This window comes from Mangrovicoccus ximenensis, from assembly GCF_003056725.1.
In the GTDB taxonomy this organism is placed as follows: Bacteria; Pseudomonadota; Alphaproteobacteria; order Rhodobacterales; family Rhodobacteraceae; genus Mangrovicoccus; species Mangrovicoccus ximenensis.
In genome coordinates, this window is sequence record NZ_QBKZ01000015.1 from 143,697 (window position 1) to 169,627 (window position 25,931).

23 protein-coding genes, 2 tRNA genes and 3 pseudogenes are annotated in these 25,931 nt (G+C 66.7%); 9 read left to right on the forward strand and 19 right to left on the reverse strand.

Annotated features, from left to right (window positions below):
• Positions 1-51: 51 nt before the first annotated feature.
• The 10 genes and pseudogenes from rpoB to ilvD all read right to left on the reverse strand — a co-directional run bounded on the left by rpoB (position 52) and on the right by ilvD (position 11,051).
• Positions 52-4,187 (reverse strand): annotated as a pseudogene (gene rpoB, locus C7T91_RS16640) (DNA-directed RNA polymerase subunit beta).
• Positions 4,188-4,433: 246 nt separating this feature from the next.
• A complete protein-coding gene (gene rplL, locus C7T91_RS16645) occupies positions 4,434-4,814 on the reverse strand; it encodes a 50S ribosomal protein L7/L12 (RefSeq protein ID WP_108260222.1) in 381 nt (126 codons plus the stop codon).
• Positions 4,815-4,880: 66 nt separating this feature from the next.
• Positions 4,881-5,399, reverse strand: coding sequence for a 50S ribosomal protein L10 (rplJ, locus tag C7T91_RS16650; protein WP_108260223.1), 519 nt, complete (start codon positions 5,397-5,399; stop codon positions 4,881-4,883).
• 405 nt (positions 5,400-5,804) lie between these two features.
• Positions 5,805-6,515: a 50S ribosomal protein L1 gene (rplA, locus tag C7T91_RS16655; RefSeq protein ID WP_108260224.1), complete on the reverse strand. Its 711-nt coding sequence runs from the start codon at positions 6,513-6,515 to the stop codon at positions 5,805-5,807.
• A 3-nt stretch (positions 6,516-6,518) separates the two neighbouring features.
• Complete coding sequence (gene rplK, locus C7T91_RS16660; protein WP_108260225.1) at positions 6,519-6,971, reverse strand: 50S ribosomal protein L11; 453 nt, start codon at positions 6,969-6,971, stop codon at positions 6,519-6,521.
• A gap of 125 nt (positions 6,972-7,096) precedes the next feature.
• Positions 7,097-7,630 (reverse strand): transcription termination/antitermination protein NusG, encoded by a 534-nt coding sequence (gene nusG, locus C7T91_RS16665; protein WP_108260226.1) that lies wholly within the window; start codon positions 7,628-7,630, stop codon positions 7,097-7,099.
• A gap of 156 nt (positions 7,631-7,786) precedes the next feature.
• Complete coding sequence (gene secE, locus C7T91_RS16670; RefSeq protein ID WP_108260227.1) at positions 7,787-7,987, reverse strand: preprotein translocase subunit SecE; 201 nt, start codon at positions 7,985-7,987, stop codon at positions 7,787-7,789.
• Between the two features lie 51 nt (positions 7,988-8,038).
• Complete coding sequence (locus C7T91_RS16675) at positions 8,039-8,881, reverse strand: hypothetical protein (RefSeq protein WP_108260228.1); 843 nt, start codon at positions 8,879-8,881, stop codon at positions 8,039-8,041.
• Between the two features lie 76 nt (positions 8,882-8,957).
• Positions 8,958-9,033, reverse strand: a tRNA-Trp gene (locus tag C7T91_RS16680).
• A 167-nt stretch (positions 9,034-9,200) separates the two neighbouring features.
• Entirely contained in the window at positions 9,201-11,051 is a 1,851-nt protein-coding gene (ilvD, locus tag C7T91_RS16685; protein WP_108260229.1) for a dihydroxy-acid dehydratase, read from the reverse strand.
• Positions 11,052-11,148: 97 nt separating this feature from the next.
• Between ilvD and C7T91_RS32660 the strand changes: the two are divergent.
• The 3 genes and pseudogenes from C7T91_RS32660 to eutC form a co-directional block, all read left to right on the forward strand.
• Positions 11,149-11,286 (forward strand): annotated as a pseudogene (locus C7T91_RS32660) (LysR family transcriptional regulator); the annotation flags it as partial.
• A 209-nt stretch (positions 11,287-11,495) separates the two neighbouring features.
• Complete coding sequence (locus C7T91_RS16695; RefSeq protein WP_108260231.1) at positions 11,496-12,950, forward strand: ethanolamine ammonia-lyase subunit EutB; 1,455 nt, start codon at positions 11,496-11,498, stop codon at positions 12,948-12,950.
• Positions 12,947-13,708 (forward strand): ethanolamine ammonia-lyase subunit EutC, encoded by a 762-nt coding sequence (eutC, locus tag C7T91_RS16700; RefSeq protein ID WP_108260232.1) that lies wholly within the window; start codon positions 12,947-12,949, stop codon positions 13,706-13,708. Before C7T91_RS16695 ends, eutC begins: the two co-directional genes overlap by 4 nt.
• 181 nt (positions 13,709-13,889) lie before the next feature.
• Here the strand turns inward: eutC and C7T91_RS16705 are convergent, their stop codons facing one another.
• The 3 genes from C7T91_RS16705 to C7T91_RS16715 all read right to left on the reverse strand — a co-directional run bounded on the left by C7T91_RS16705 (position 13,890) and on the right by C7T91_RS16715 (position 15,860).
• Entirely contained in the window at positions 13,890-14,168 is a 279-nt protein-coding gene (locus tag C7T91_RS16705) for a hypothetical protein (protein WP_108260233.1), read from the reverse strand.
• Between the two features lie 397 nt (positions 14,169-14,565).
• Positions 14,566-15,129, reverse strand: coding sequence for a YqaA family protein (locus tag C7T91_RS16710; RefSeq protein ID WP_108260234.1), 564 nt, complete (start codon positions 15,127-15,129; stop codon positions 14,566-14,568).
• Positions 15,129-15,860, reverse strand: a complete 732-nt coding sequence (locus C7T91_RS16715; protein WP_108260235.1) for a Crp/Fnr family transcriptional regulator — start codon at positions 15,858-15,860, stop codon at positions 15,129-15,131. Before C7T91_RS16715 ends, C7T91_RS16710 begins: the two co-directional genes overlap by 1 nt.
• Positions 15,861-15,946: 86 nt before the next feature.
• Between C7T91_RS16715 and C7T91_RS16720 the strand changes: the two genes are divergently transcribed.
• The 4 genes and pseudogenes from C7T91_RS16720 to C7T91_RS16735 all read left to right on the forward strand — a co-directional run bounded on the left by C7T91_RS16720 (position 15,947) and on the right by C7T91_RS16735 (position 19,889).
• Positions 15,947-16,336, forward strand: a complete 390-nt coding sequence (locus C7T91_RS16720) for a hypothetical protein (protein WP_108260236.1) — start codon at positions 15,947-15,949, stop codon at positions 16,334-16,336.
• Between the two features lie 77 nt (positions 16,337-16,413).
• Positions 16,414-16,587 carry a DUF1328 family protein gene (locus C7T91_RS16725; RefSeq protein ID WP_108260237.1) on the forward strand — a complete coding sequence of 58 codons (174 nt, stop codon included), beginning with the start codon at positions 16,414-16,416 and terminating at the stop codon, positions 16,585-16,587.
• 795 nt (positions 16,588-17,382) lie between these two features.
• A pseudogene (locus C7T91_RS16730) lies at positions 17,383-18,402 on the forward strand (acetyl-CoA C-acyltransferase); the annotation flags it as partial.
• 14 nt (positions 18,403-18,416) lie between these two features.
• On the forward strand, positions 18,417-19,889 hold the full coding sequence (locus C7T91_RS16735; RefSeq protein WP_145962915.1) for an MFS transporter: 1,473 nt from the start codon (positions 18,417-18,419) through the stop codon (positions 19,887-19,889).
• 9 nt (positions 19,890-19,898) lie between these two features.
• Here the strand turns inward: C7T91_RS16735 and C7T91_RS16740 are convergent, their stop codons facing one another.
• The 3 genes from C7T91_RS16740 to C7T91_RS16750 are packed head-to-tail and all read right to left on the reverse strand — an operon-like array spanning position 19,899 to position 21,996.
• Positions 19,899-20,273, reverse strand: coding sequence for an acyl-CoA thioesterase (locus tag C7T91_RS16740; protein WP_145962916.1), 375 nt, complete (start codon positions 20,271-20,273; stop codon positions 19,899-19,901).
• Complete coding sequence (locus C7T91_RS16745; RefSeq protein ID WP_201742134.1) at positions 20,234-20,983, reverse strand: RraA family protein; 750 nt, start codon at positions 20,981-20,983, stop codon at positions 20,234-20,236. Before C7T91_RS16745 ends, C7T91_RS16740 begins: the two co-directional genes overlap by 40 nt.
• Positions 20,984-20,985: 2 nt before the next feature.
• Positions 20,986-21,996, reverse strand: coding sequence for a hydroxyacid dehydrogenase (locus C7T91_RS16750; protein WP_108260788.1), 1,011 nt, complete (start codon positions 21,994-21,996; stop codon positions 20,986-20,988).
• A 204-nt stretch (positions 21,997-22,200) separates the two neighbouring features.
• On the opposite strand from C7T91_RS16750, the gene C7T91_RS16755 reads away from it, so the two are divergent.
• Entirely contained in the window at positions 22,201-23,079 is an 879-nt protein-coding gene (locus tag C7T91_RS16755) for a LysR substrate-binding domain-containing protein (RefSeq protein ID WP_269101871.1), read from the forward strand.
• 179 nt (positions 23,080-23,258) lie between these two features.
• Positions 23,259-23,849, forward strand: coding sequence for a site-specific integrase (locus tag C7T91_RS16760; RefSeq protein ID WP_108260242.1), 591 nt, complete (start codon positions 23,259-23,261; stop codon positions 23,847-23,849).
• Positions 23,850-23,937: 88 nt separating this feature from the next.
• Here C7T91_RS16760 and C7T91_RS16765 read toward each other — a convergent pair.
• The 3 genes from C7T91_RS16765 to C7T91_RS16775 all read right to left on the reverse strand — a co-directional run bounded on the left by C7T91_RS16765 (position 23,938) and on the right by C7T91_RS16775 (position 25,929).
• A tRNA-Arg gene (locus C7T91_RS16765) sits at positions 23,938-24,014 on the reverse strand.
• Positions 24,015-24,086: 72 nt separating this feature from the next.
• The gene (locus C7T91_RS16770; RefSeq protein WP_108260789.1) at positions 24,087-25,307 is read right to left on the reverse strand and encodes a cysteine desulfurase; all 1,221 of its coding nucleotides are present in this window, start codon (positions 25,305-25,307) and stop codon (positions 24,087-24,089) included.
• Positions 25,300-25,929, reverse strand: a complete 630-nt coding sequence (locus C7T91_RS16775) for a Yip1 family protein (RefSeq protein WP_108260243.1) — start codon at positions 25,927-25,929, stop codon at positions 25,300-25,302. The genes C7T91_RS16770 and C7T91_RS16775 overlap by 8 nt, the downstream gene beginning before the upstream one ends.
• Between the last annotated feature and the right edge of the window lie 2 nt (positions 25,930-25,931).

The following is a 25,931-nucleotide window of genomic DNA, read 5'->3' on the forward strand; positions in this document are numbered from 1 at the left end:
GCGCGGAAAATGGAGCGGCGGGCCCGGAGGCCCGCCCGGGGGGAAACCCGGTTACTCCGATCCCTCCGCGTCCAGGAGTTCCATGTTGAGGCCCAGACCCCGGACCTCCTTGACGAGAACGTTGAACGATTCCGGCACGCCGGCCTCGAAGTTGTCCTCGCCCTTGACGATGCTTTCGTAGACCTTGGTCCGGCCTGCCACGTCGTCCGACTTCACCGTCAGCATTTCCTGCAGGGTGTAGGCGGCGCCGTAGGCTTCCAGGGCCCAGACCTCCATCTCCCCGAAGCGCTGGCCGCCGAACTGCGCCTTGCCGCCCAGCGGCTGCTGGGTGACCAGCGAGTACGGGCCGGTCGAACGCGCGTGGATCTTGTCGTCCACGAGGTGGTGCAGCTTGAGCAGGTACTTCACGCCCACGGTGACCTTGCGGGAGAACTCCTCGCCGGTGCGGCCGTCGAACAGGCGGCTCTGGCCGGAGGTGGAGAAGCCCGCGCGGGTCAGCGCATCGTTGATGTCGTGCTCTTTCGCGCCGTCGAAGACCGGAGTCGCGATCGGGACACCGCCCGTGAGTTTCCGGCGGCTTCGAGAAGCTGGCCCTCGTCCATCCCGGCGATGCCTTCTTCCCAGACGTCGTCGCCATAGGCGATCTTCATCGCGTCGCGGACCGGGGTCAGGTCGCCGTTATGCTTGTAGGACTGCAGCGCCTCGTCGATCTGGATGCCGAGGCCGCGCGATGCCCAGCCCATGTGGGTTTCCAGGATCTGCCCGACGTTCATCCGCGACGGCACGCCCAGCGGGTTCAGCACGAAGTCGACCGGAGTGCCGTCCTCGAGGAACGGCATGTCCTCCATCGGCACCACGCGCGAGATCACGCCCTTGTTGCCGTGGCGGCCTGCCATCTTGTCGCCCGGCTGCAGCTTGCGCTTCACCGCGACGAAGACCTTGACCATCTTCATCACGCCCGGAGGCAGGTCGTCGCCGCGGCGGACCTTCTCGACCTTGTCCTCGAACCGTGCGTCGAGCGCGCGCTTCTGGGCTTCGTACTGGGCGTTCAGCGCCTCGATCATCTGCGCTTCGGCTTCGTCTTCCAGCGCGAGCTGCCACCACTGGCCGCGGCTCAGGCCGGAGAGGACCTCTTCGGTGATCTCGGTGCCCGGACGGATGCCCTTCGGACCCTTCACCGCGGTCTTGCCGAGGATCATGTCCTTGAGGCGGGCGTAGATGTTGCGCTCCAGGATGACGAGCTCGTCATCGCGGTCGCGCGACAGGCGCTCCACTTCCTCGCGCTCGATCTGGATCGCGCGCTCGTCCTTGTCGACGCCGTGGCGGTTGAACACCCGGACCTCGACGATGGTGCCGTAATCGCCCGGGGGCAGGCGCAGCGAGGTGTCGCGCACGTCGGACGCCTTCTCGCCGAAGATGGCGCGGAGGAGCTTCTCTTCCGGCGTCATCGGGCTTTCGCCCTTCGGCGTGATCTTGCCCACGAGGATGTCGCCCGGACCGACTTCGGCGCCGATATAGACGATGCCTGCCTCGTCGAGGTTGCGCAGGGCTTCCTCGCCGACGTTCGGGATGTCGCGGGTGATCTCTTCCGGGCCCAGCTTCGTGTCGCGGGCGGCGACTTCGAATTCCTCGATGTGGATCGAGGTGAAGACGTCGTCACGCACGATGCGCTCGGAGATGAGGATGGAGTCCTCGTAGTTGTAGCCGTTCCACGGCATGAAGGCGACGATGACGTTCTTGCCGAGCGCCAGTTCCCCCATGTCGGTGGACGGGCCGTCCGCGATGACCTCGCCCTTCACGACCAGATCGCCCACCTTCACCTGCGGACGCTGGTTGATGCAGGTGTTCTGGTTCGAACGCTGGAACTTGCGCATCCGGTAGATGTCGACGCCGGCATCGCCGAGCTCGAGATCCTCGGTGGCGCGGATCACGATCCGGGTCGCGTCGACCTGGTCGATGATCCCGCCGCGCTTGGCCATGATCGCCGCGCCGGAGTCGCGGGCGACGACCTGCTCGATGCCGGTGCCGACCAGAGGCGCGGTGGCCTGCAGGAGCGGAACCGCCTGGCGCTGCATGTTCGAGCCCATCAGTGCGCGGTTGGCGTCGTCGTTTTCCAGGAACGGAATCAGCGAGGCCGCGACCGAGACCAGCTGTTTCGGCGACACGTCGATCAGGTCGACGCTCTCGCGCGGGTTCAGCGTGTAGTCGCCCGACTGGCGGGTGTTGACCATCTCGTTGGTCAGGCGGCCCTCGTCATCCAGCGACGCGTTCGCCTGGGCGATCACGTGGCGCTGTTCCTCGGTGGCGGACATGTAGTGGACCTCGTCGGTCACCTGCGCGCCCTTCACCACCCGGTACGGGGTCTCGATGAAGCCGTACTTGTTCACGCGGGCGAAGGTCGCCAGCGAGTTGATCAGACCGATGTTCGGGCCTTCCGGCGTTTCGATCGGGCACATCCGGCCATAGTGGGTCGTGTGGACGTCGCGGACCTCGAAGCCGGCGCGCTCGCGCGTCAGGCCGCCCGGGCCAAGCGCCGAGAGACGGCGTTTGTGGGTGACTTCCGACAGCGGGTTGGTCTGGTCCATGAACTGCGAGAGCTGCGAGGAGCCGAAGAACTCGCGCACGGCGGCTGCCGCGGGCTTCGCGTTGATCAGGTCCTGCGGCATGACCGTGTCGATCTCGACGGAGGACATGCGCTCCTTGATGGCGCGCTCCATCCGCAGGAGACCCACGCGGTACTGGTTCTCCATCAGCTCGCCGACCGAGCGGACGCGGCGGTTGCCGAGGTGGTCGATGTCGTCGACGTCGCCCTTGCCGTCGCGCAGGTCGACCAGCGCCTTGATGCAGGAGATGATGTCTTCCTTGCGCAGGGTGCGCTGCGTGTCCGCAGCGTCGAGCGCGAGGCGCATGTTCATCTTCACGCGGCCGACGGCCGAGAGGTCATAGCGTTCGCTGTCGAAGAACAGGCTGTCGAACAGGGTCGACGCGGCCTCGACGGTCGGCGGTTCGCCCGGGCGCATGACGCGGTAGATGTCCATGAGCGCGGTGTCGCGGCCCATGTTCTTGTCCGCCGCCATGGTGTTGCGGATGTAGGGACCGACATTGATGTTGTCGATGTCCAGAACCGGGATCTCGAAGACGCCGGCATCGAGCAGGGTCTTCAGCGTGCCGCCGGAGATCTCGCCGTCCTTGTCGAGTTCCCAGGTCAGCTCGTCGCCGGCCTCGACATAGATCGCGCCGTTCTCTTCGTTGATGATGTCCTTGGCGACATAGCGGCCGATGATGTGGTCGAAGGGCACCAGCAGCTCGGTGACGGTGGCTTCGTCGATCAGCTGCTTGACCTTGCGCGGGGTCATCTTCTGGCCTGCTTCGCAGATGATCTCGCCGGTGGCGGCATCCACGAGGTCGTAGGTCGGGCGGGTGCCGCGCACGCGCTCGGGGAAGAACTTGGTCACCCAGCCGCGCGAGCCGTCGATCCGGAAGTTGACCGTATCGTAATAGGCGTCGCAGATGCCTTCCTGGTCAAGGCCCAGGGCATAGAGCAGCGTCGTGACCGGCAGCTTGCGGCGGCGGTCGATGCGGGCGAACACGATGTCCTTGGCGTCAAACTCGAAATCGAGCCAGGAGCCGCGGTAGGGAATGATGCGGCAGGCGAAGAGCAGCTTGCCCGATGCGTGGGTCTTGCCCTTGTCATGGTCGAAGAACACGCCCGGCGAGCGGTGCATCTGGGACACGATCACGCGCTCGGTGCCGTTGACGATGAAGGTGCCGTTCGGCGTCATGAGCGGCATGTCGCCCATGAACACGTCCTGCTCCTTGATGTCCTTCACGGACTTGGCGCCGGTGTCTTCGTCGACATCGAACACGATCAGGCGCAGGGTGACCTTCAGCGGCGCGCTGTAGGTCATGTCGCGCTGCATGCACTCTTCGACGTCGTATTTCGGCTTCTCGAGCTCGTATTTCACGAATTCGAGGACAGCGGTCTCGTTGAAATCCTTGATGGGGAAAACGGACTGGAACACGCCCATGATGCCTTCGCCGTCCAGCGGCTGCGGGGCATCGCCCGACTTGAGGAACAATTCGTAGGAGCTTTTCTGAACCTCGATGAGGTTCGGCATCTCCAGAACTTCACGGATGCGACCGTAATATTTGCGGAGTCGTTTCTGGCCGAGGAAGGACTGAGCCATGCGCGTCGTCACCTTTCGTGTTTCGCCAACGCGCAGGCCGGTGGGGTGGCCGGCCGCACGCCGATGAAATCAGGGGGATCGGTCCATTCCTGGCTCCCGTCCCAAAGGGAGCCGCTCGACCGGTCCGCACCCTGGAGAGGGGCAGGGCAGGTGTGCCCCTCTCCAAGACGCGGATAGCTGGACCCGGAAAAATCCGGATCCAGCCACCGAATAGTGCAATCAGGTACGCGACATCCGCGTACGAGATTACTTGAGCTCGATCACGGCGCCGACTGCTTCCAGCTTCGCCTTGATGTCTTCTGCTTCGGCTTTGTCGACGCCTTCTTTGACGGGCTTGCCGCCGGCTTCGACCAGCTCTTTCGCTTCTTTCAGGCCCAGGCCGGTGATGCCGCGGACTTCTTTGATGACCTTGATTTTCTCGGCGCCTGCTTCTTTCAGGATCACGTCGAATTCGGTCTGCTCTTCGGCAGCTGCTGCGCCGGCGTCGCCTGCCGGGCCTGCAACCATCACGGCGCCGCCAGCTGCGGGCTCGATGCCGTACTCATCCTTCAGGATGGTTTTCAGTTCTTGTGCTTCGAGCAGGGTCAGGTTGACGATTTGCTCGGCGAGTGCTTTCAGATCAGCCATTTCTCTGGTTCCGTATATCTAGATGTGTTCCAACGCGAAGTGTTCGTACTCCACGCGGTTCCCACGTCACGCGGCCTCGCCGCGCTCCTCGATTGTCGAAAGGATGCTTGCGATGTTGCTTGCGGGCGCGCCAATGGCACCGGCGATGTTCGAAGCAGGTGCACCGATGCAGCCGACGATGGAAGCGATGAGCTCCTCGCGCGACGGCATCTGGGACACGGTCTTCACACCGTTCCGGTCCAGCACCGTGTCGCCCATTGCACCGCCAAGGATCTGGAACTTGTCGTTCCCCTTGGCGTAATCCTCGGCGGCCTTGGCGGCAGCCACAGGATCCTCGGAATAGGACAGCACGGTCATGCCCGTCAGGAGGTCACCCATGGCTTCCGCCGGGTGGCCCTGCAGGGCGATCTTGGCGAGCCTGTTCTTGGCAACACGCACGGACCCGCCGGCTTCGCGCATGCGCGACCGGAGATCCTGCATCTCGGCAACCGTGAGACCCGCGTAGTGTGCAACCACCACGACGCCAGAGCTTGCGAAGATCTGGCCGAGTTCCTCGACCACTTTCTCTTTCTGGGCTCTATCCACAGTTTTGCTCCAAGTTTGAGGAGTCGCCCCCTCGGCTCATGTCTGCCGGGCACAGGGCCCGACGTTCGGGTCCGCTGATGGTCCCGAGGCCAGATCGCCAGAGAACAGGAAATTCCTGGTCCCAGAGAAACGTCTCGATCCCCATCTCGGGAAGGACATTAAGCGCCTTCGGTCAGCCCCTGGCGGCTTCCCTCGACGCACCCTCCGTCTCGGACAGACTGTGAGAATCGACAAATGCCGATTCCCGCAGGAGGCTGTCCATTAGCGGTCTTTGGCGCCGGAGGGAAGGGGGCAGTTGCGAATTGACGCAGATTGTCCGGAATTCCGCTGCTGCGGGACCTTTCGGGAAACGCAGAAGGGCAGCACCGGCCGGTGCTGCCCTCCGTGATCAGATGCAGTGCCGGATCAGACGGCGGCTGCTGCCGTTGCCGCGTCTTCGACGGCAACCGACACGCCCGGGCCCATGGTGGAGCTGAGCGAGATCTTCTTCAGGTAGGCACCTTTCGCGCCGGCCGGCTTGGCGCGCGACACGGCCTCGACGAAGGCGCGGACGTTTTCAGCCAGCTTGGCGTCGTCGAAGGAGCACTTGCCGATGCCTGCGTGGATGACGCCGGCTTTTTCGACCTTGAACTGGACTTCGCCGCCCTTGGCGTTCGCCACGGCCTGCGCGACATCCATGGTCACGGTGCCGACCTTGGGGTTCGGCATCAGGTTGCGCGGGCCGAGGATCTTGCCCAGGCGGCCGACGATCGGCATCATGTCCGGGGTCGCGATGCAGCGGTCGAACTCGATGGTGCCGGACTGGATGGTTTCCATCAGGTCCTCTGCGCCGACGATGTCCGCGCCTGCAGCCGCAGCTTCGTCAGCCTTGGCGCCGCGTGCGAAGACAGCGACGCGCACGGTCTTGCCGGTGCCGTTCGGCAGGGTGACCACGCCGCGGACCATCTGGTCTGCGTGGCGCGGGTCGACGCCGAGGTTCATCGCGATCTCGAGGGTCTCGTCGAATTTCGCGGAGGCCGAACCCTTGACCAGGGCGACAGCTTCCTCGACCGAGAGGTTTTCCTTGCCGACGAAGGCTTCGCGGGCGGCTTTGGTACGCTTACCGAGCTTTGCCATGACTTAGCCTTTCACCTCGATGCCCATGGTCCGCGCGGAACCAAGGATGATCTTCATTGCGCCGTCGATGTCGTTCGCGCTGAGGTCCTTCATCTTGGCCTCGGCGATCTCGCGCACCTGTGCAACGGTGACGGTCGCGATGGTTTCGCGGCCGGGCTTCTCGGCACCCTTCGGACGGTTGCGCTTGCCAACCGGCTTCAGGCCTGCAGCTTTCTTCAGGTAGTAAGACGCGGGCGGCGTCTTGATGTCCATCGTGAAGGACTTGTCCTGATAGTAGCTGATCACGGTCGGGCAGGGCGCACCCGGCTCCATGTCCTGCGTCTTGGCGTTGAACGCCTTGCAGAATTCCATGATGTTGATGCCGCGCTGACCCAGGGCCGGGCCGACGGGCGGGGACGGGTTCGCTTGGCCGGCTTTCACCTGAAGCTTCAGGGTGCCGATCAGTTTCTTGGCCATGAGGCCTCTCCTTCTGACAAGCGGCGGATCGCTCCGCCTCCAACGGCTGTCCGGCGCGCCGGCAGCCACTCGTTGCCGTGGTCAGGGTCCCGGACGCGTCCGGGGCACCTCCCACGCCTTGCACGTCAGATCAGTTTCGTGACCTGCGTGTATTCCAGCTCGACCGGCGTTTCGCGGCCGAAGATGGAGACCGTCACCTTCAGGCGCTGGTTCTCCTCGTCCACCTCGCCCACGAGGCCTTCGAAATCCTCGAACGGGCCGTCGGCGACCTTGACCTTCTCGCCCACCTCGAAATGGATGAGCGTGCGGGGCTGCTCGACCCCTTCCTCGACCCGGTTCAGGATCTGGTTCACTTCGGCATCGCGCATCGGCATCGGCTTGCCCTGCGGGCCGAGGAACCCGGTGACCCGGTTGATCGAGTTGATCAGGTGATAGCCCTGATCGGTCATTTCCATCCGCACGAGCACATAGCCCGGCATGAAGCGGCGCGGGACCGAGACCTTCTTGCCGCGGCGGATCTCGATCACTTCCTCTTCCGGGACGAGAACCTCTTCGATCTGGTCCTCAAGTCCCTTCTCGGCGACTTCGTGGCGGATCTGTTCCGCGATCTTCTTCTCGAAATTCGAGAGGACGCTGACCGAGTACCACCGTTTCGCCATCTTGCCTTATCCTTGTCCCGCCCGCGGCGGCTCGTCCCGTTGTGGAACAGCAGAGCACGCCGCGAATCGCGGCACGCCACGTTTTGAGTGAGTGTGCGTGCTAGCCCCCGCCATGCAAAATGGCAAGAGCCGTTTTCCGGCCCCGCGGGGCCTCCGTCAGCTGCCGAAGGCGGTGAGGACGGATTGCAGTCCGAAGCGGATGATCATGTCGATCACCGAGAAGAAGGCCGCGAAGATGGCGGTCAGCACCAGCACCATGAGGCTGGTGATCACAACCTCGCGGCGGGTGGGCCAGGCGATCTTCGAAATCTCGCCGCGCACCTGCTGGATGAACTGAACGGGGTTGGTTGTCGCCATGTCCGGAACCTCTCTGAATCCACGGGCTGATACTGCCTGTGGACAGATTGTTCAAGTCCCGCGGCTCGGACCGTCCAGCAGGGTGACGCCCGGATGCCGCGCGAGGACCGCCAACTCGCGGGCGTGGCGGGCATCGGCGCGCAGCCGGGCGAGCGGGCCGAAGGGGCGGAAGCCCGGGCCGCGGAAGTCCGGACGCAGTCCTTCGGCGCGGTAGAGGTCGCGGATCTGCATGCCGTCCGGACTTTCGTTGAGGCGCCCCGACAGGTCGACCGGCGGATGGCCGGTTCCGAGGAGGGCGGCGAGGAGCTGCGCGCCGCAGGCGGGATAGTCCTCGTAGCGCCAGAGCGTGATTCCGGCGACGCGGGGCAGGGCGACGAGGGCGGCAACCAGCGGCTGCCAGCGCAGATCGGCCAGCCGGACCTGCCGGGAATAGGCTTTCCAGGGCAGGAACGGGTTCCGCATCACGTGGAACCGGTAGCAGGAGGCGTAGTAATCGGCCGGGTGGCGCAGGCAGAGGAAGAGTTGCACGTCCTTGAGGTCGAGCGCCCCGAGCAGCGCGCCGAGCCGGGCGGCGCCGCTGCGGTAGGGGCCGGGGCTGGGGCCGAGGAAATTGTCCTCCATGGTGCCGGGAATGTTTTCCTCGGAGATCACCAGGAGCGGGCAATCCTGTGCCAGCCGTCCGAGCCAGCGCCTTGCCCGGCCCGGGGCCGCGGTGCCGTCGATGGCCTCGAGAATCCCGGTCTTGCCCTTGCGGATCGGGGCGGGGGCAAGCCAGGCGGTGCCCGCGGCGCGCAGTTCCGGTTCGGCGCGGGTGATCGCGGCCTGCAGATGCGTGCTGGCGGTCTTGTGCAGTCCCAGATGGATATGGACGCGGCGCGGTCGCGTTTCCGGCATGGCGGTCTCCGGCAATGCGGAAGAGGCCTAGGCTAGAAGCCTTAAGGAAGTGTCTGCGCGTCTGTGTGGAGGATGATGGCAGGGGCAGCAGGGTTCGAACCCGCGACCTACGGTTTTGGAGACCGTCGCTCTACCAGCTGAGCTATACCCCTATCCGGCAGGCCTGTGACCTGCGCACCGGCGGTGCATGAGCCCCGCCTGTGGTGGCCTTATCTGGTGCAGGCGGCGGGGGAGTGCAAGCGGATTCTTCCGGAAAACCGAAAAAATCCGCCCGCTTTCCGTGCGCCGCCGGGCGTCGGCCGCCCGGCGGAAGTTCGGGTCAGCGCTTCTCCAGCTGGCTGACGTCGCGGACCGCGCCCTTGGCGGCGGAGGTGGTCAGCGCGGCATAGGCCTTCAGCGCCGAGGACACCTTGCGGGCGCGCTTCTCTTCCGGCTTCCAGCCGGCTTCGTCGCGGGCGAGGCGGCGGGCCGCCAGGGTCGCGTCGTCGACCGCCAGGTGAATCTTGCGGTTCGGGATGTCGATCTCGATCATGTCGCCTTCCTCGACGAGGCCGATCGTGCCGCCCTCGGCTGCCTCGGGCGAGACATGGCCGATGGAGAGCCCCGAGGAGCCGCCCGAGAAGCGGCCGTCGGTGACCAGCGCGCAGGCTTTGCCGAGGCCCTTCGACTTCAGGTAGGAGGTCGGGTAGAGCATTTCCTGCATGCCCGGGCCGCCGCGCGGACCTTCGTAGCGGATCAGCACCACGTCGCCTTCCTTCACCTTGTTCGTCAGGATCGCCGAAACGGCGGTGTCCTGCGATTCGAAGATGCGGGCCGGGCCGTGGAAGACCAGGATCGACTCGTCGACGCCGGCCGTCTTCACGATGCAGCCGTCCTCGGCGAGGTTGCCGTAGAGAACCGCGAGCCCGCCATCCTTCGAGAACGCGTGTTCGGCATTGCGGATCACGCCGCCTTCGCGGTCGAGATCGAGCGTCTCGAAGCGGCGGTCCTGGCTGAACGCGACCTGGGTCGGCACGCCGCCCGGCGCTGCGCGGAAGAAGTCATGCACGGTCTCGGAGGTGGTGCGCACCACGTCCCAGCGGTCGAGCGCATGGGCGAGGCTTTCGGCATGGACCGAGCCGACGCTGGTGTCGAGCAGGCCGGCGCGGTCCAGCTCGCCCAGGATCGACATGATCCCGCCGGCGCGGTGGACATCTTCCATGTGAACGTCGGATTTCGCCGGCGCGACCTTGCAGAGCACCGGCACGTTGCGGCTGAGCTGGTCGATCGTCGACATGTCGAAATCGACTTCGCCCTCGACCGCGGCGGCCAGCAGGTGCAGCACGGTGTTGGTCGATCCGCCCATCGCGATGTCGAGCGTCATGGCGTTCTTGAAGGCCGGGACCGTCGCGATCGAGCGCGGCAGCACGGAGGCATCGTCCTGCTCGTAGTAGCGGCGGGCGAGGTCGACGATCAGGTGGCCGGCCTCGACGAACAGGCGCTGGCGGTCCGCATGCGTGGCCAGCGTCGAGCCGTTGCCCGGAAGCGACAGGCCGAGCGCCTCGGTCAGGCAGTTCATCGAGTTCGCCGTGAACATCCCCGAGCACGATCCGCAGGTCGGGCAGGCGGACCGCTCGATCGTGGCGACATCGGCGTCAGAGATGCGGTCATCGGCGGCGGCGACCATCGCGTCGACGAGGTCGAGCGCCTGCTCCTTGCCGTCTTCCCAGACGACCTTGCCGGCCTCCATCGGGCCGCCGGAGACGAAGACCACCGGGATGTTCAGGCGCATCGCGGCCATCAGCATGCCGGGGGTGATCTTGTCGCAATTGGAGATGCAGACCATCGCGTCGGCGCAATGCGCGTTCACCATGTATTCCACGCTGTCGGCGATGATCTCGCGCGACGGCAGCGAATAGAGCATCCCGTCATGGCCCATGGCGATGCCGTCATCGACCGCGATCGTGTTGAATTCCTTGGCGACGCCGCCGGCCTTCTCGACCTCGCGGGCGACCATCTGGCCCAGGTCCTTCAGGTGGACGTGGCCGGGCACGAACTGGGTGAAGCTGTTGACGATGGCGATGATCGGCTTGCCGAAATCGTCGTCTTTCATCCCCGTGGCGCGCCAGAGGCCGCGGGCCCCCGCCATGTTGCGGCCATGGGTACTGGTTCTCGAGCGGTACAGGGGCATCGAACCCTCCCNTTGGAAACTGTCGGCGCCTTGTATCAGCCTGTGAACCCGGGGTGAAATATATTATTGTGCGCCCATTGGGTCGCGGAGGATATGAATGATCGAGGTCCGGCAGCTCCGGCATTTCGCGGCGGTGGCCGAAGAGCTGCATTTCGGCCGTGCCGCCGACCGGCTGGGCATGACCCAGCCGCCGCTCAGCCAGTCGATCCAGGCGCTGGAGCGGCAGCTCGGGGTGTGCCAGCGCCGGGTGGCGTCGAGCTGCTGCTCGTAGTCCTCGGCATCATGGGCCAGCGCCTCCGACAGCTCGGCCGCCAGCGCCGCGCGCCCCGGCCAGGGCTCGAAGAAGCTGCCGCCGATCACCGCGTCCAGCACCTGGGCATGGCGCGACAGGTACTCCGCCAGCATCGGCGAGGAAGACGCGATGTCCACCATCAGGTCGATCAGATGCGGATTGGCCTCGAAGAGCGAGAAGACCTGCACCCCGGCAGGCAGCCGCTGCAGGAAGCGCTCGAACTGCAGGAGCGCCTCCTCGGGCTTCGCCGCCTTCTCGAAGCGCTGCAGCAGGTCCGGCAGCAGCCGCGCCAGGATCGCCCGCGCCCGGTCCGAGCGCAGCGCCGCGAAGCCGTGCCAGCGCGCCGCGATCTGGAGCGGGTCGCCGCCCAGGCCGTTCTGGCCGACCTGCCGCTGACGACCTTCCTCAGCGAGCAGGTGGTGCCCTACGAGACCGACGAGGTGACGCGGCTGATCGTCGACACGCATGACGCCGCCGCCTTCGCTCCGGTCGCGCACATGACCGTCGGGGCGTTCCGCGACTGGCTGCTGTCGGAGGCGGCGACCGGCGCGGTTCTGGCGCGGCTGTCGCCCGGGCTGACGCCCGAGATGGTCGCCGCCGCCTCGAAGCTGATGAGGAACCGCGACCTGATTGCCGTGGCGCGCAAGATCCGCGTCGAGGCGGGGTTCCGCAATTCGCTGGGCCAGCCCGGGCGGATCGGCTCGCGGCTGCAGCCGAACCATCCGTCGGACGACCTGAAGGGCATCGCCGCCTCGGTGCTCGACGGGCTGAGCTACGGCGTCGGCGATGCGGTGATCGGCATCAACCCGGCGACCGACAACATCCCGAACGCGATTGCGCTGATCAAGATGCTCGAGGAGCTGCGGCTGCGCTATGCCATCCCGACCCAGAGCTGCGTGCTGACCCATGTGACCAACTCGGTCGAGATCGTGAACCGCGGCGCGCCGATCGACCTGATCTTCCAGTCGGTGGCGGGAACCGAGGCGGCGAACCGGGGCTTCGGCGTCGATCTGAAGCTTTTGGACGAGGCCCATGCCGCCGGGCTGTCGCTGGGCCGCGGCACGGTCGGCGACAACGTGATGTATTTCGAGACCGGGCAGGGCTCGGCGCTGTCGGCAGATGCCCATCACGGGGTGGATCAGCAGACGCTGGAAACCCGCGCCTATGCCGTCTGCCGCCGCTACCGGCCGCTTCTGGTCAACACGGTGGTCGGCTTCATCGGGCCGGAATACCTCTATGACGGCAAGCAGATCATCCGCGCCGGGCTCGAGGACCATTTCTGCGGCAAGATGCTCGGCCTGCCGATGGGGGTGGATGTCTGCTACACCAACCATGCCGAGGCGGACCAGAACGACATGGACGTGCTGATGACGCTCCTGGCCGATGCCGGCGCGACCTTCCTGATCGCGGTGCCGGGGGCGGATGACATCATGCTGAACTACCAATCCCTGAGCTTCCATGACATCGCCTATTTGCGGAATTCCTTCGGGCTCAGGGCGGCGCCGGAATTCGAGGCCTGGCTGGAAGGCATCGGCCTGATCGACCCGGCAGGGCAACTGATCGACAGCGGCTCGGGCCAGCAGAAGCTGATCGGAGCGGTGGCATGACCGGCGTGGCGAAGGACCCCTGGGCGAAGCTGCGCGCGGCGACACCGGCTCGGATCGGGCTGGGCCGCAGCGGCGCCGGGCTGCCGGTGAAGGCCAATCTCGAATTCCAGTATGCCCATGCCCGCGCCCGCGATGCCGTGCATCGTTCCGTCGACTGGGAGGCACTGAAGGCGCAGCTGGCGCCGCGCGCTGTGGTCGAGGTGGCCAGCCAGGCGCCCGACCGTGCGACCTATCTGCGCCGCCCCGATCTGGGACGGCGGCTGGACGAGGGGGCGGAGCGCCTGCCTGCCACGGGCTGCGACATTGCCTTCGTGGTGGCTGATGGCCTGTCGGCGGATGCTGTGCAGGAACATGCCGCGGAGGTGATCCGCGCCTGCGACGATGTCCTGGGGGGGCTGCGGCTCGGGCCGGTGGTTCTGGCGCGGCAGGGGCGGGTGGCGATCGGCGACGAGATCGGCGCGGCGCTCGGGGCGAAGCTGGTCGTGGTGCTGGTGGGCGAGCGGCCCGGGCTGACCGTCGCGGATTCGCTCGGCGCCTATCTGACCTGGGGACCGGAACGGGGACGGCGCGACAGCGAGCGCAACTGCATCTCCAACATCCATCTCAAGGGCGGGCAGAGCTATGACCAGGCCGCGGCGAAGATCGGCTGGCTGGCGCGGGAGGCGCTGAAGCGCGGGCTGACGGGCATCGGCCTGAAGGACGAGGCGCCGGTGCTGGCCGCCGCCATCGAAGGGACCGGCAGGCTGCCGGAGGACTGACCGTCCGGATGTCTTGAGACCTTGGCGCTCCGCGAGCTGCGGGGACGGGGAACGCCCGGCCCCGGGGTCTGTCCGCCATGCGGCGATGCCCCTTTTCCAGCCTTCGGGCAGGGCGGCAGAAGGGCGCGCGCGGGGCGCTCCCCGGCTGGGTCCGCAGCGGAATTGCGGCAGGCAGATCCGGCTATTGCCGGATGCCGTGTGCGGCCTCGGGATGCTCGGCCATGAAATGGCGCAGCGTCGCGAAGAGGTCGCGGGCATGGGGCAGGTCGCCCTTGTGCAGCGCTTCGCGGATGTCGTCGCAGATCATGTCCTGCACCTTGGCCGCGCCGTTGTGGTGCTCCAGCATGTATTGCGCCAGAGCGGCGGCATTGACGCTGCAGAGATGTTCGTGCTCGGCGACGGCCTCGATCTCGTCCGGCGTGAGATCCGTCATGTCGATGATGTCCTGAACGCTGATCATTGCGCAATCCTCCCCAGAATGCAGGTTGACCTTGCGCAACTTTAGGCCGGAAGGGGCGATGCCGGCCATGATTCAGATCAGCATTGCCGGGCAGACCCGGATCAAGGCGGCGGCGGCGCCGCGTGCCAGGTATTTAGTCTCAGGGTTGTTGATTTCCGTTGAGAACTGACCCGGGCTTTCCATCGAGAATTGACCCGCCTGCAGACTATTGTGCCCGGTTCATGCGGCGGTCAATGCCGGTCATTTCTCCTTCCTGGTGCTTGCCGCCTCGGAGCTGGCCTTGAAGCGGTGGCTGTCGTTGCCGGTCTCGAGAAACGCGCCATTGTCCGCCTCTCCGTGCCGGCACGGTCTGGCCGGACGGCGCAGCTTGCTTGCCGCGGAACCGGAGGCCGGGGCGTCAGAGCCCGCGCGAGGTCCACCAGAACAGCGCCAGCAGAAGGCCGAGGACCGGCACCCAGACCCAGCGGGGGATGCGCAGCCCGCGCAGCCGGGGACCGAGGAAATGCGCCAGCACGCCCAAGCCCATGTAGCGCCCGCCGCGCGCCACCGTGACCGCCGCCATCAGGATCGCGAAGGAGCTGCCGAGCATCCCCGACCCGACCGAGGCCAGCTGGATCGGGAAGGGCGAGACCGACAGGATCAGCACGGTGACGAAAAGCTGCCCGCCGCCGAGCCGGTCCTGCACCGTCCCGAACTGTGCCGAGAGCCCCAGCCAGTCGAGAAGCGGCAGCACCACCGGATCGGCGAGCAGAAGTCCCATGACATAGAGGATCGCGGTGCCGATCAGGCAGCCGACCAGAGACCAGAATCCCAGGGCCAGCGCGTTGCGCGGCCGGGCGATCATCAAGGGCACCAGAACCGCCTCGAGCGGGATCGGCAGGAAGGTGGCCTCCATGGCCGAGAGCACGGTGATGCCGGTGCGGCCCTCCGCCATGCGGATCATCCAGGGGGAAAGCTTCATCAGAGCAGCGGGCGCCTGTGGGCGCCCTCGCCCTCTTCGGCCTGCGCCAATTCGGCGAGCCGCGCGGTGTCGAGGACCGTCAGCCGCCCGTCGCTCCAGCCGGCGATCTGCTCGCGGCGCAGCTTGGCCAGCGTCTTGTTGGTATGCACCAGCGACAGCCCCAGCGCATCGGCCAGATCCTGCTGGCGGTGCGGGAAGGGCACCGAGCCGTTGGTCCGCAGCCCCAGCGCATCGAGCCGTTCCCAGATGCGCAGGAAGGCCCAGGCGATGCGTTCGGCCGCGCTGCGCTGGCCCAGCGTCAGGACGTTCTCGCCGAGGAAATGCTCCTCGACCGCGGACAGCCAGGTCAGGTCGAAGGCCCGTTCCGGATTGTCGCGGAAGAACGCCCAGAGATTGGCACGCTCGAAGACGCAGAGCCGCATCCGCGTCGAACTTTCCACCGAATGGCGCATCTCGGCCATCACCCCTGCCTGCAACCCCACGAAATCGCCGGGAAAGACGAAGCTGATCACCTGCCGCCGTCCGTCCGGAAGTGTCTTGTAGCGCAAGCCCTGGCCTTCGAGAACTGTGAAAAGCTGCGGGCTGTTGGAGCCCTCCATCAGGATCGAGCTGCGTCCGTCGACGGTCAGTTCGCCGGTCTTGAACCGCTCCATCGCGGCGACCTCGCCCTCCGTCATCGGAATGAAGCAGTCGCGGCGCCGGATCGGACAGGTACGGCATTTCACGGTCATGTCATGATCCTCGGACTATGTCACAGTTAAATGCGCCCTGCCCGGGAATGTTCCATATCGGGCCTTTGACCAGAAGGCAGCATCCCATGACCGAAGCCACGCCACCCAAGCCGCCGGTCGTGCTGGTAATGGAGCGCGATCCGTTCATTCAGTCCGATATCGGCATGATCCTGCGCGAGGTGATCCCCGACGCGGTGATCCACATGTGCCGCGATACCGACGCCGCCGACCGGCTGGCCGCGGGACTCGCCGACCTGACGCTCTGCGTGCTCAAGATGATGCGCCATGATCCGATGGATGCGGGGCTGGCGGCGCGTGCGGCCGGGCGCGGCGCGCGCGTCCTGCTGCTCGGCGACACCGTCGACCTGAAGGGCGGCAACCTGCCCGAAGACCTGGTCGCGGTGCTGCCGGTGCCGTTTTCCGGCTCCACCTTCCGCGACGCGCTCGCCGGGCTGGGTTTCCGCGCTTTTTCGTGACCGGCGGAACTCTCTCCGCCCCCCGGGGTTGTCAGGTCAATCGCTTCCACCGGAGGCGCAACCATAGGAGAGAGACCATGCTTTACTGGGCCGTAGTGTTCCTTGTCGTCGCCCTGGTTGCCGGCCTGTTCGGCTTCGGCGGCATCGCATCCGCATCCGCCGGCATCGCGCAAATCCTGTTCTTCGTATTCCTCGTCCTGTTCGTGATCGCCCTCATCGCCCGGGCGCTCCGCGGAAACGTGCCGCGCTGACGCCCTTCGGCACGGCACGGGGCGGGCGTCCGCACTCGCGCCCGTCCACCTATCCCGGCGGCCGCCGCGGTGCGGAAAGATCCGCGGAAAATCCGCCGGCCGCCGGAACGTTTTTCCATCCGAAGCATTGAACATCGCAAGTCCGGACGTCATGAGGTGCGGGCTGCTCCTGCTGCATGAGCGGCATGACCAAAGGGCATAACCGGAGACCTTGCAAAAGGTCATGAAAAGGTTGCAAACGCCCATCATGATCCGGCAACGGATCACCGAGATTCAGCGCAGACGGGACATTCCCGGCGCAACACGGAACGACCCTTGTTACAGGTGGGGTTGTAGGGCCGGGCGGCGACGCCCGGCCCTCTCTTCTTCCGGCATCTGCGGCGTCCGGGCTGCCAGGGCAGGCCTCAGACGGAAAGGGGGGTGTCGTATCGGGCCAAGCCCCTGCATTCACACCTTGAATTCCATATGTTCCAGATCAGGGCCCGCCGCCGGAAGACGAGGGGCACTGCGAGGGCGATGGCGCCATGAAGGCATGTCAAGCACCTGCCACGGAGGCGTGCAACCTAGCGCCACTGCCAAAGACGCAGATAGGACCGGCGCGCGCGATCCGGTGACGGCGGTCGGAGCACTGCCTGTCGCGCCGGATCACGACCTCCCGGAACGTCCCGGACGCGCGATGCACGTCTGCATGCCGCACGCGCCCAGGGCGGCCCCTGTTGCGCAAATCGGCTGGCGGCGCCAAGCGTAGTTGCGCAAATGCAGGGGAGTCATCGACCTATTTGCGCCATTCGAGCGAGCGGGGGTAACGTGGCGCGCATGGCCGCGCTGCTGGCCGGACTGCCGGTCAATGTCTCGGGCACGACGCTGAACCGGCTCTGCGCCAGCGGCATGGACGCGGTCGGCGCCGCGGCGCGCGGCATCCGCGCGGGCGATTACGACTTCGCCATCGCCGGCGGGGTCGAAAGCATGAGCCGCGCCCCCTTCGTCATGCCGAAGGCGACCTCCGCCTTCTCGCGCGCCGCCGAGATCCATGACACCACCATCGGCTGGCGGTTCGTCAATCCGAAGATGAACGCGCAATACGGCACCGACTCCATGCCGCAGACCGCCGACAATGTCGCCGCCGACTACAATATCAGCCGCGAGGACCAGGATGTGTTCGCAGCGCGGTCACAGGCACGCTGGGAGGCCGCGCAGGCCAAGGGCATCTTCGCCGAGGAGACGATCCCGGTCGCCATCCCGCAGCGCAAGGGCGACCCGGTGATCTTCGACACCGACGAACATCCCCGCCCCGGCACCACTGCCGCGAAGCTCGGCGGGCTCCGGGGCGTGAACGGCCCCGACCTGACCGTGACCGCCGGCAATGCCTCGGGCGTCAATGACGGCGCGGCGGCGATGGTCCTGGCCAACAAGGCCGCGATGGAGCGCCACGGGCTGAAGCCGATGGCGCGGATCGTGGCGATGGCCGCCGCCGGCGTGCCGCCGCGGGTGATGGGCATCGGCCCCGTGCCTGCAACCCGCAAGGTGCTGGAACGCACCGGACTGTCGATCGGCGACATGGACGTGATCGAGCTGAACGAGGCCTTCGCCTCCCAGGCGCTGGCGACGCTGCGCGAGCTGGGCCTGCCCGACGATGCCGAACATGTGAATCCCAATGGCGGCGCGATCGCGCTAGGCCACCCACTGGGCATGTCGGGAGCGCGGCTGGTGATGACCGCCGCCTACGAACTGCGCCGCCGCGGCGGACGCTATGCCCTGTGTACCATGTGCGTCGGCGTCGGGCAGGGAACCGCCATGATCATCGAAGCCGTCTGAGCCGGAGCATCCGATTGCAGCACCAGCCACCTGAAACCGTCCCCCGCCCCGGCCGGAGGGAGCTGGCCGTCTTCGTCTTCCTGATGCTGACCCAGCTGATCGCGACCCTCGACAACCAGATCGTCGCGACCGCGCTGCCGACCATCGTCGGCGATCTGGGCGAGGCGGAGCATTTCAGCTGGCTGGTCTCGGCCTACGTGCTGGCGCAATGCGTGGTGATGCCGGTCTACGGCAAGCTCGGCGACCTGTTCGGGCGCAAGCGGATCATGCAGGCGGCGCTCCTGATCTTCTCGGCGGGCTCGCTGCTCTGCGCGATGAGCAGCTCGATGACCGCGCTGATCGTGGCGCGCACGCTGCAGGGCCTGGGCAATGGCGGGCTGCTGGTGCTGGTGCTGGCGATCAGCGCCGACATCTTCGAGCCGCGCACCCGCGCGCGCTTCCAGGGCTATCTCAGCTTCGTCTTCGTCTTCGGCTCGGTGGTCGGCCCCGCGCTCGGCGGTCTGATGACCGAATGGCTGGGCTGGCGGTCGATCTTCCTCGTGACCGTGCCCTTCGCGCTGGTCGCGATCCTCGGCTTCCGCCGCTTCCTGCCGGTCCGCGAAAGCCGGCCGACGCCCTCGATCGACTATGCCGGCGCCCTGACGCTGGCCGCCACGGTCACCGCCATCGTCATCTGGGTGGACAGCGGGCGGCTCTTCGGCAGCTTCGCGGCGCCGCAGAGCCTGTTCCTCGGCGCGCTCGTGGTGCTTCTGCTGCCGGCGCTGTTCTCCATCGAGCGCCACGCCCCCGAGCCGGTGCTGCCCGTTCCCCTCCTGCGCCAGCGCTCCTTCGCGCTCTTGGCACTGCTGGCGCTCGGCAATGGCGGCATCTCGATCGGGCTGATCACCTATCATGCCTATTTCCTGCAGATGGGGGTCGGGCTCTCGCCCGCGACCGCCGGCCTCTTCTTCATCGCGCTGACCATCGGCGTGTCGACCGGCGCGCTGACCACCGGACGGCTGCTGTCCCGCGGCCGCCATTTCACCCTGCCGCTGCGGCTGTCGCTGGTGGTATTCCTGCTGGCGCTCGGCAGCCTCGCTGTCGCGCCCGGCCGCTTCCCGGTGCCGGTGCTGCCCGGCCTCTTCGTGCTCCTCGGTCTCGGCATGGGGCTGGCGATGAATGCGCTGGTGCTGGGCGCGCAGCTGCTGTCGCCGCCCGAAAATGTCGGATCGGCCACCGGCAGCATCACGCTGATGCGCACGGTCGGCGCCGCCATCGGCATCGCGCTCTATGGCACGATCATCGCCCATGCGGTCGAGGGGCTTCCGGCAACCAGCGGGCTGTCGGGCACCGCGATGACGCCCGGCATGATGGACGGGCTGCCCCCCGCGCTGCGCGCCGAGGTGATGCAGACCTATGGCGCGGGCTTCTCGGTGCTCTACATGGCGGCGGCCGGGATCGCGGCGGTCAGCCTGGTGCTGACCTTCTTCATGCGGCGGGAGGACTGAGCCGCGGGCTCAGCCCAGAAGCCGCCGGATTTCTCCGGGAAGTCCGATGGGTCGGCGGCTGTCGAGGTCGATGATCAGCGACACCGCCCGCACCGCGGCCAGCGCCGCGCCGGTCGCCAGATCCTCGAGCTGGTGGCAGACCTCCACCGTCTTCGAACCGGGCGGGCCGAACCACGTCACCAGCCGCACCGGCATGCCGGGCCGGGCGGGCCCTAGGCGCTCGATCTTCAGCTCGACATTCACCCGGCCGAGTCCGCGCCCGTAGAACGCGTCGGGCGGCAGGCCGGAGGCCATCCAGAAGGGCGCATTGCCCTCGGCGACCTTGCCCTGCACCGCCTCCATCGTCAGATTGCCGGCCGCGTCGAAGTCGGTCGGCCGCAGCACCGAGGCATGCGACGGCACGCCCCGCCCATTGAGTCAGAGCCGAATTCGCAGCCGAGCTTCTTCAGTGCGGCATCGACCCAGGTCCGGTCGTTGGTGCCTTCCGCGATCTGTTTCATCTGCCGCGTTTCGGCATCCTGTTTCGCCTCGGTTTTGGCAAGGATTTCCTCGGCTTCCGCGACAGGAACCGACAGAACGCCATCGGCATCGCCGATCACGATGTCGCCGGGATTGATCACCATGCCGCCAAGGCAGATCGGCACGTTCACCTCGCCCGGACCATCCTTGTACGGGCCGCGATGCGTCACGCCAACCGCGAAGGTCGGCAGGTTGGTCTCGACGAAGGCGTCGAGGTCGCGGATCGCGCCGTTCAGCACGAAGCCGACAACGCCGCGCTTGATCGCATAGGCCAGCATCAGCTCGCCCATCAGCGCATTGGTGCACTCGCCGCCGGCATCGACGACGATCACGTCGCCGGGAACGGCCATGTCGATCGCCTTGTGCAGCATCAGGTTGTCGCCCGGACGGCAGCGCACGGTCAGCGCGACGCCGGCCATGCCGCCTTCGCGGTGCATCGGGCGCAGGTCGGGACCGGCCGCGGAGAGGCGGGACATGGAGTCGGAGACATTGGCGACCGGCAGCTTGGCGAAGCGGTCGACCAGCGCCTTCGGCGCGACCTGGGTGCGTTCGAGGACGCGGAAACCGATGGGCATGGTTATTCCCCTGCTTTGGTGGAGGTCTCTTGCGCTTCGGCGAGAAGCGCGCGGTTGATGATGCGCTGCGGCGGCAGTTCCTCGCCTGCGAGGTACTTGAAGATGCCGGTCACCGCCTCGACGCCGACGCGGGCATTGGCCTCGCCGGTGACGCCGCCGATATGCGGCGTGACGACGATGCGCGGCTCGTCCCAGAACGGATGGTCGGCGGCCGGCGGCTCCACCGCGAAGCTGTCGAGACCGGCGCCTGCCAGGCGGCCCGAACGGACCGCGTCCAGGAGCGCGGCCTCGTCGATCAGCCCGCCGCGGGCGGTGTTCACGACATAGCTGCCCTCGGGCATCAGCGCGAGCGTGTCGGCATTGAGGATGCCGCGGGTCTGGTCGGTCAGCGGGCAGTGCAGGCTCAGCACCTGCGACTGGCGCGCCAGATCCTCGAAGCTGTCGCAGCGGCGCGCGCCGATCTCCTCGAAGGCCGCGTCGGGCGCATAGGGGTCGAAGCCGATCAGCTCCATGCCCAGGCCCTTGGCGATATGGCCGGTGGCCCGCGCGATCGCGCCCATGCCCATCAGGCCCAGCGTCATCCCGGCGATTTCCTTGCCCTTGAAGCCCGGCTTTTCCCAGCGGCCTTCGCGCAGCGAGGTGTCGAGCGGCAGGATGCGCTTCACGCAGGTCATCATCAGCGCGATGGCATGTTCGGCGACCGAGACGGCATTCGCGCCGGTCGCGACCAGCACCGGAATGCCGTGGCGGGCCGCGGCGGGCAGGTCGATGTTGTCGACGCCGACGCCGTGCTTCGAGATCACCTTCAGCGTTTCCGCGCCGTCCAGCACCGAGGCGTCGATCCGGCCCATCCGCGACACGATCCCGACCGCGCCGGTCTTGCCCAGGTATTCGGCGATGACCGCGCTGTCGGCATAGGGCGGCGTGTGCACCGCCTCGTAGCCATGCTCCTGCACCAGCTTGGCAGCGGCGGGATGCAGATCCGGCCCGGTCACGAGGATGGTCTTGGTCATGGCAAAGGTCTCCATGCGCCCGCCATCGACCACGATGCGGGCGTCCTGTTCGTCTGTGCTGTCGATGGTTTGCGCGGAAAGGGCTCCGTCCCGGACCGCGCATCCTCCTGGCGGGAGGGGTATACCAAAGAACTTCTTCACAACAGCGAATAGTTCTGGTTCTCTAATTAAGAAAAACTGGATGAAGCCATGGATACCCGCCAATTGAAGACTGTGCTCGCGATCCGCGCGCATGGCACCTTTGCAAATGCTGCAGATGTCGTGGGGCTGACGCCCTCCGCGGTCAGCCAGCAGATCCAGGCGCTGGAGGCCGAGCTGGGCGTGCGGATCTTCGAACGGACCTCGCGGCCGCCGAAGCTCACCTCCGAAGGCATGCAGGTGCTGGAGATGGCCGAGGACATCCTGCGCATCGCCGAGGACACCAAGGCCAGCCTCGGCGGCGACCGGGTGGCGGGGATGCTGATGCTGGGCTCGGTGCGCTCGAGCGCGCTCAACCTGCTGCCGCGGGCGATCGTGCGGATGAACCGCGACTATCCCGAGCTGCGCACCAACCTGCGGGTGTCGCTCTCGGCGCCGCTGATCGCCGATGTCGCGGCCGGGCGGCTCGACGCGGCGGTGGTGGCCGAGCATGTCGGCTTCCCCTCTTCGCTGCGCTGGAGCCCGTTCCTGCGCGAACCGCTCTGGCTGATCGCGCCGAAGGGGACCGACCTGAGCGATCCGATGAAGGCGCTGAACACCCTGCCCTATGTCCGGTTCCGCAGCGCCGTGCCTCTGGCCAACCTGATCGATACCGAGCTGTCGCGGATGGGCGCCGACGTCAACGACATCGCCGAACTCGACACGGTCGGCTCGATCGTCACCTGCGTGCGCCAGGCGCTGGGGATCTCGGTCGTGCCGCATGCGGCGCTGCAGCATCCCGATGACGACGACCTGACCAAGGCACCTTTCGGCGACCCGCAGATCAAGCGCCATATCGGCATCATCGAGCGGGCGGTCTCGCCGCGGGCCGGCATCATCGCGCGGCTGCACGAGGTGCTGGCCGGGCTCTCCGAGGAACACGGCATGCCCCGCCCGGCGGGTTGATCCGGGCCGTCCGATCCGGTCATCCGCTGCGGGCAGGACCGGGAATTGCGCTCGGACCGAGCCGGGACGGAAGCGCCTCCAAAGGCCGCCAAACCTGGCGGAGCGCCGCGGCGGCCTTGCTGCGGGTCCTGCCTAGCCGGTAAGGCGGTACAAACCGAGTGCTTACGAAGGAGCGCTTCATGACCCGCCGCGAGGTCGCCTATCTCCTGCGCGGCGCCCGCAGCCTGCGCAAGGACGGTCGGCGCCTGCAGTGGTTCATCATCCTCGGCATCTACACCGGCGGGCGGAAGGCGGCGATGCTGGCCACCCGCATCAGCTCCGAGCCGGTCCTGAACTCCGGACGCCTGGACCCGGTCAGCGGCCTGTTCATCCGCCGCGGCGCAGGAGAGCGAGCGACGAAGAAGGAACGGAACCCGTGCCGCATGCCGCGCCAACTGCTCGGCCATGTACGGCGCAAGGCGCGCCTGGGACACCGCTGCTTCGTCCAGGACAATCGCGGCTGCCAGATAGGCGACATCAAGAAGGGCTGGGCCGGAGCGATCGAGGCGGCCCACGAGCTGGCCAGGCGCGATGGCATAGAGATAGACCTGAGCGGCGTAACCCCGCACACGCTGAAGCACACGGCCTGCACTTGGTCGATGCAGCGCGGCGCCGACATCTACCAAGCTGCGGCCTACTTCTCGACCAGCGTCGAGACCTTCACGCGGACCTACGCCCACCACCATCCGGCATTTCAGGAATCAGCAGTGCGCGCTATGGAGAGCCGATGACATGGCCCGTCAAGAGCATGTATCAGTCGCTCGCGACAGTTACGAAACGGTCGCGCTTTCAATTTCGGCTTGCAAGTCGTTGATTTTATGGCGCACCCATGAGGATTCGAACCTCAGACCTCTGCCTTCGGAGGGCAGCGCTCTATCCAGCTGAGCTATGGGTGCGTGAGCGGCTGTATAGGTGCCGCTGCCGGGACATGCAATCGGAAAAATCACTGCCCCGGCGGGAATTTGCGCTCAGGCGAAAAGCTCGTGGCAGAGCTCCAGCGCCTCGACCAGCTTGTCGATTTCCGCCTCGGTATTGTAGAGGCCGAAAGACGCCCGGCAGGTCGCCGAAACGCCCAGATGCTGCATCAGCGGCTGCGCGCAGTGATGGCCCGCCCGCACCGCAACGCCCTTCTTGTCGAGCACCGTCGAGATGTCATGGGCATGGGCGGCGCCCTCGAGCGTGAAGGAGAAGATCGCCGCCTTGTCCGGCGCCTGCCCCTGCACGTTCACCCAGTTCAGCCCGTCGAGCCGCTGGCGCGCATAGGCACAGAGCCGGTCCTCATGCGCCGCGATGTTCTCCATGCCCAGATCCATCAGGTAATCGAGCGCGGCGCCCAGACCGATGGTCTGGACGATGCCGGGCGTGCCGGCCTCGAACTTCATCGGCGGATCGGCATAGGTCACCAGATCGCGGGTCACTTCGCGGATCATGTCGCCGCCGCCCAGGAAGGGCCGCATCTCGGCGAGCCGCTCCTTGCGGATCCAGATCGCGCCCGAGCCCGAGGGACCGTAAAGCTTGTGGCCGGTGATCGCGTAGAAATCGCAGCCCAGCTCCTCGACATTCACCGGCATGTGAACCGAACCCTGCGAGCCGTCGACCAGCACCGGAACGCCCCTGGCGCGGGCTGCCTCGCAGATCGCCCGCACGTCGACCTTGGTGCCCAGCACGTTCGAGACCTGGGTGACCGCGACCAGCTTGGTCTTCGGCCCGATCGCGTCGATCACCTTCTGCGGATCGAGCGCGCCGGTGGCATCGGGCTCCACCCATTTCAGCACCGCGCCCTGGCGTTCGCGCAGGAAATGCCACGGCACGATATTGGCATGGTGTTCCATCACGCTGAGCACGATCTCGTCGCCCGGCTCGAAGCGCGGCGCCGCCCAGGCATAGGAGACGAGGTTGATCCCCTCGGTCGTGCCGGTGGTGAAAACGACCTCGTGCTCGTCTTTCGCGCCGAGGAAGCGGGCGACCTTGCCGCGCACCGCCTCGTATTTCTCGGTGGCAAGGTTCGACAGGTAATGCAGCCCGCGATGGACGTTGGAATATTCCTCGGCATAGCCGCGGGTGACCGCGTCGATCACCGCCTGCGGCTTCTGCGCCGAAGCGCCGTTGTCGAGATAGACCAGCGGCTTGCCGTTCACCTCGCGCGAGAGGATCGGGAAATCGGCACGGATCTTGTCGATGTCAAGCACCGGCACCTCCTGTGAAAGTCAGCCCCATGAAGGACAGGATGAGGGACAGGGCGAAGCTGAAGGCCAGCACCGAGGCAATGGTCATCAGGAAGACCAGCCAGAGGCTGCGGAAGCCGTGGATCTCGGCGACGAAGGCCGTGAAGACCCAGGTGACCAGCGCGAAGCTCGCCACCATCACCAGAAGGCCCGGAAAGCCGGCTCCGGTGAAGGACAGCAGGAACAGCAGCACCAGCTGGGCGAGCTGGACCACCACCATCACGACCTCGAGCCAGCTCATCAGCAGCAGGCTGCGCTCGAGCGTGCCCTGCCCGCCCATGATCCGGCCGATATGGTGCACGGCAAACACCGTCAGCACCAGGCCGCCGAGCTGCAGCCCCGCCATCAGCAGCGGACCCAGGATGACGGGATCGCCGCCCGGCACCGGACCGGGCAGGAACAGCAGCGCCGCCACCTGGCCGATCAGCGCGGACACGATGGCGACGGTGAACAGGATCAGCCACAGCACGTTCTGCGGCAGCTGCATCGCAAGAATCTGGCGGGCCGTGCCGCGCGGATCGCGCAGCGTGGCCAGGACAAGGGCGAGGATGCCCCCGGGGGTGAAATCGTCAAGGCGCGGTGTCATGG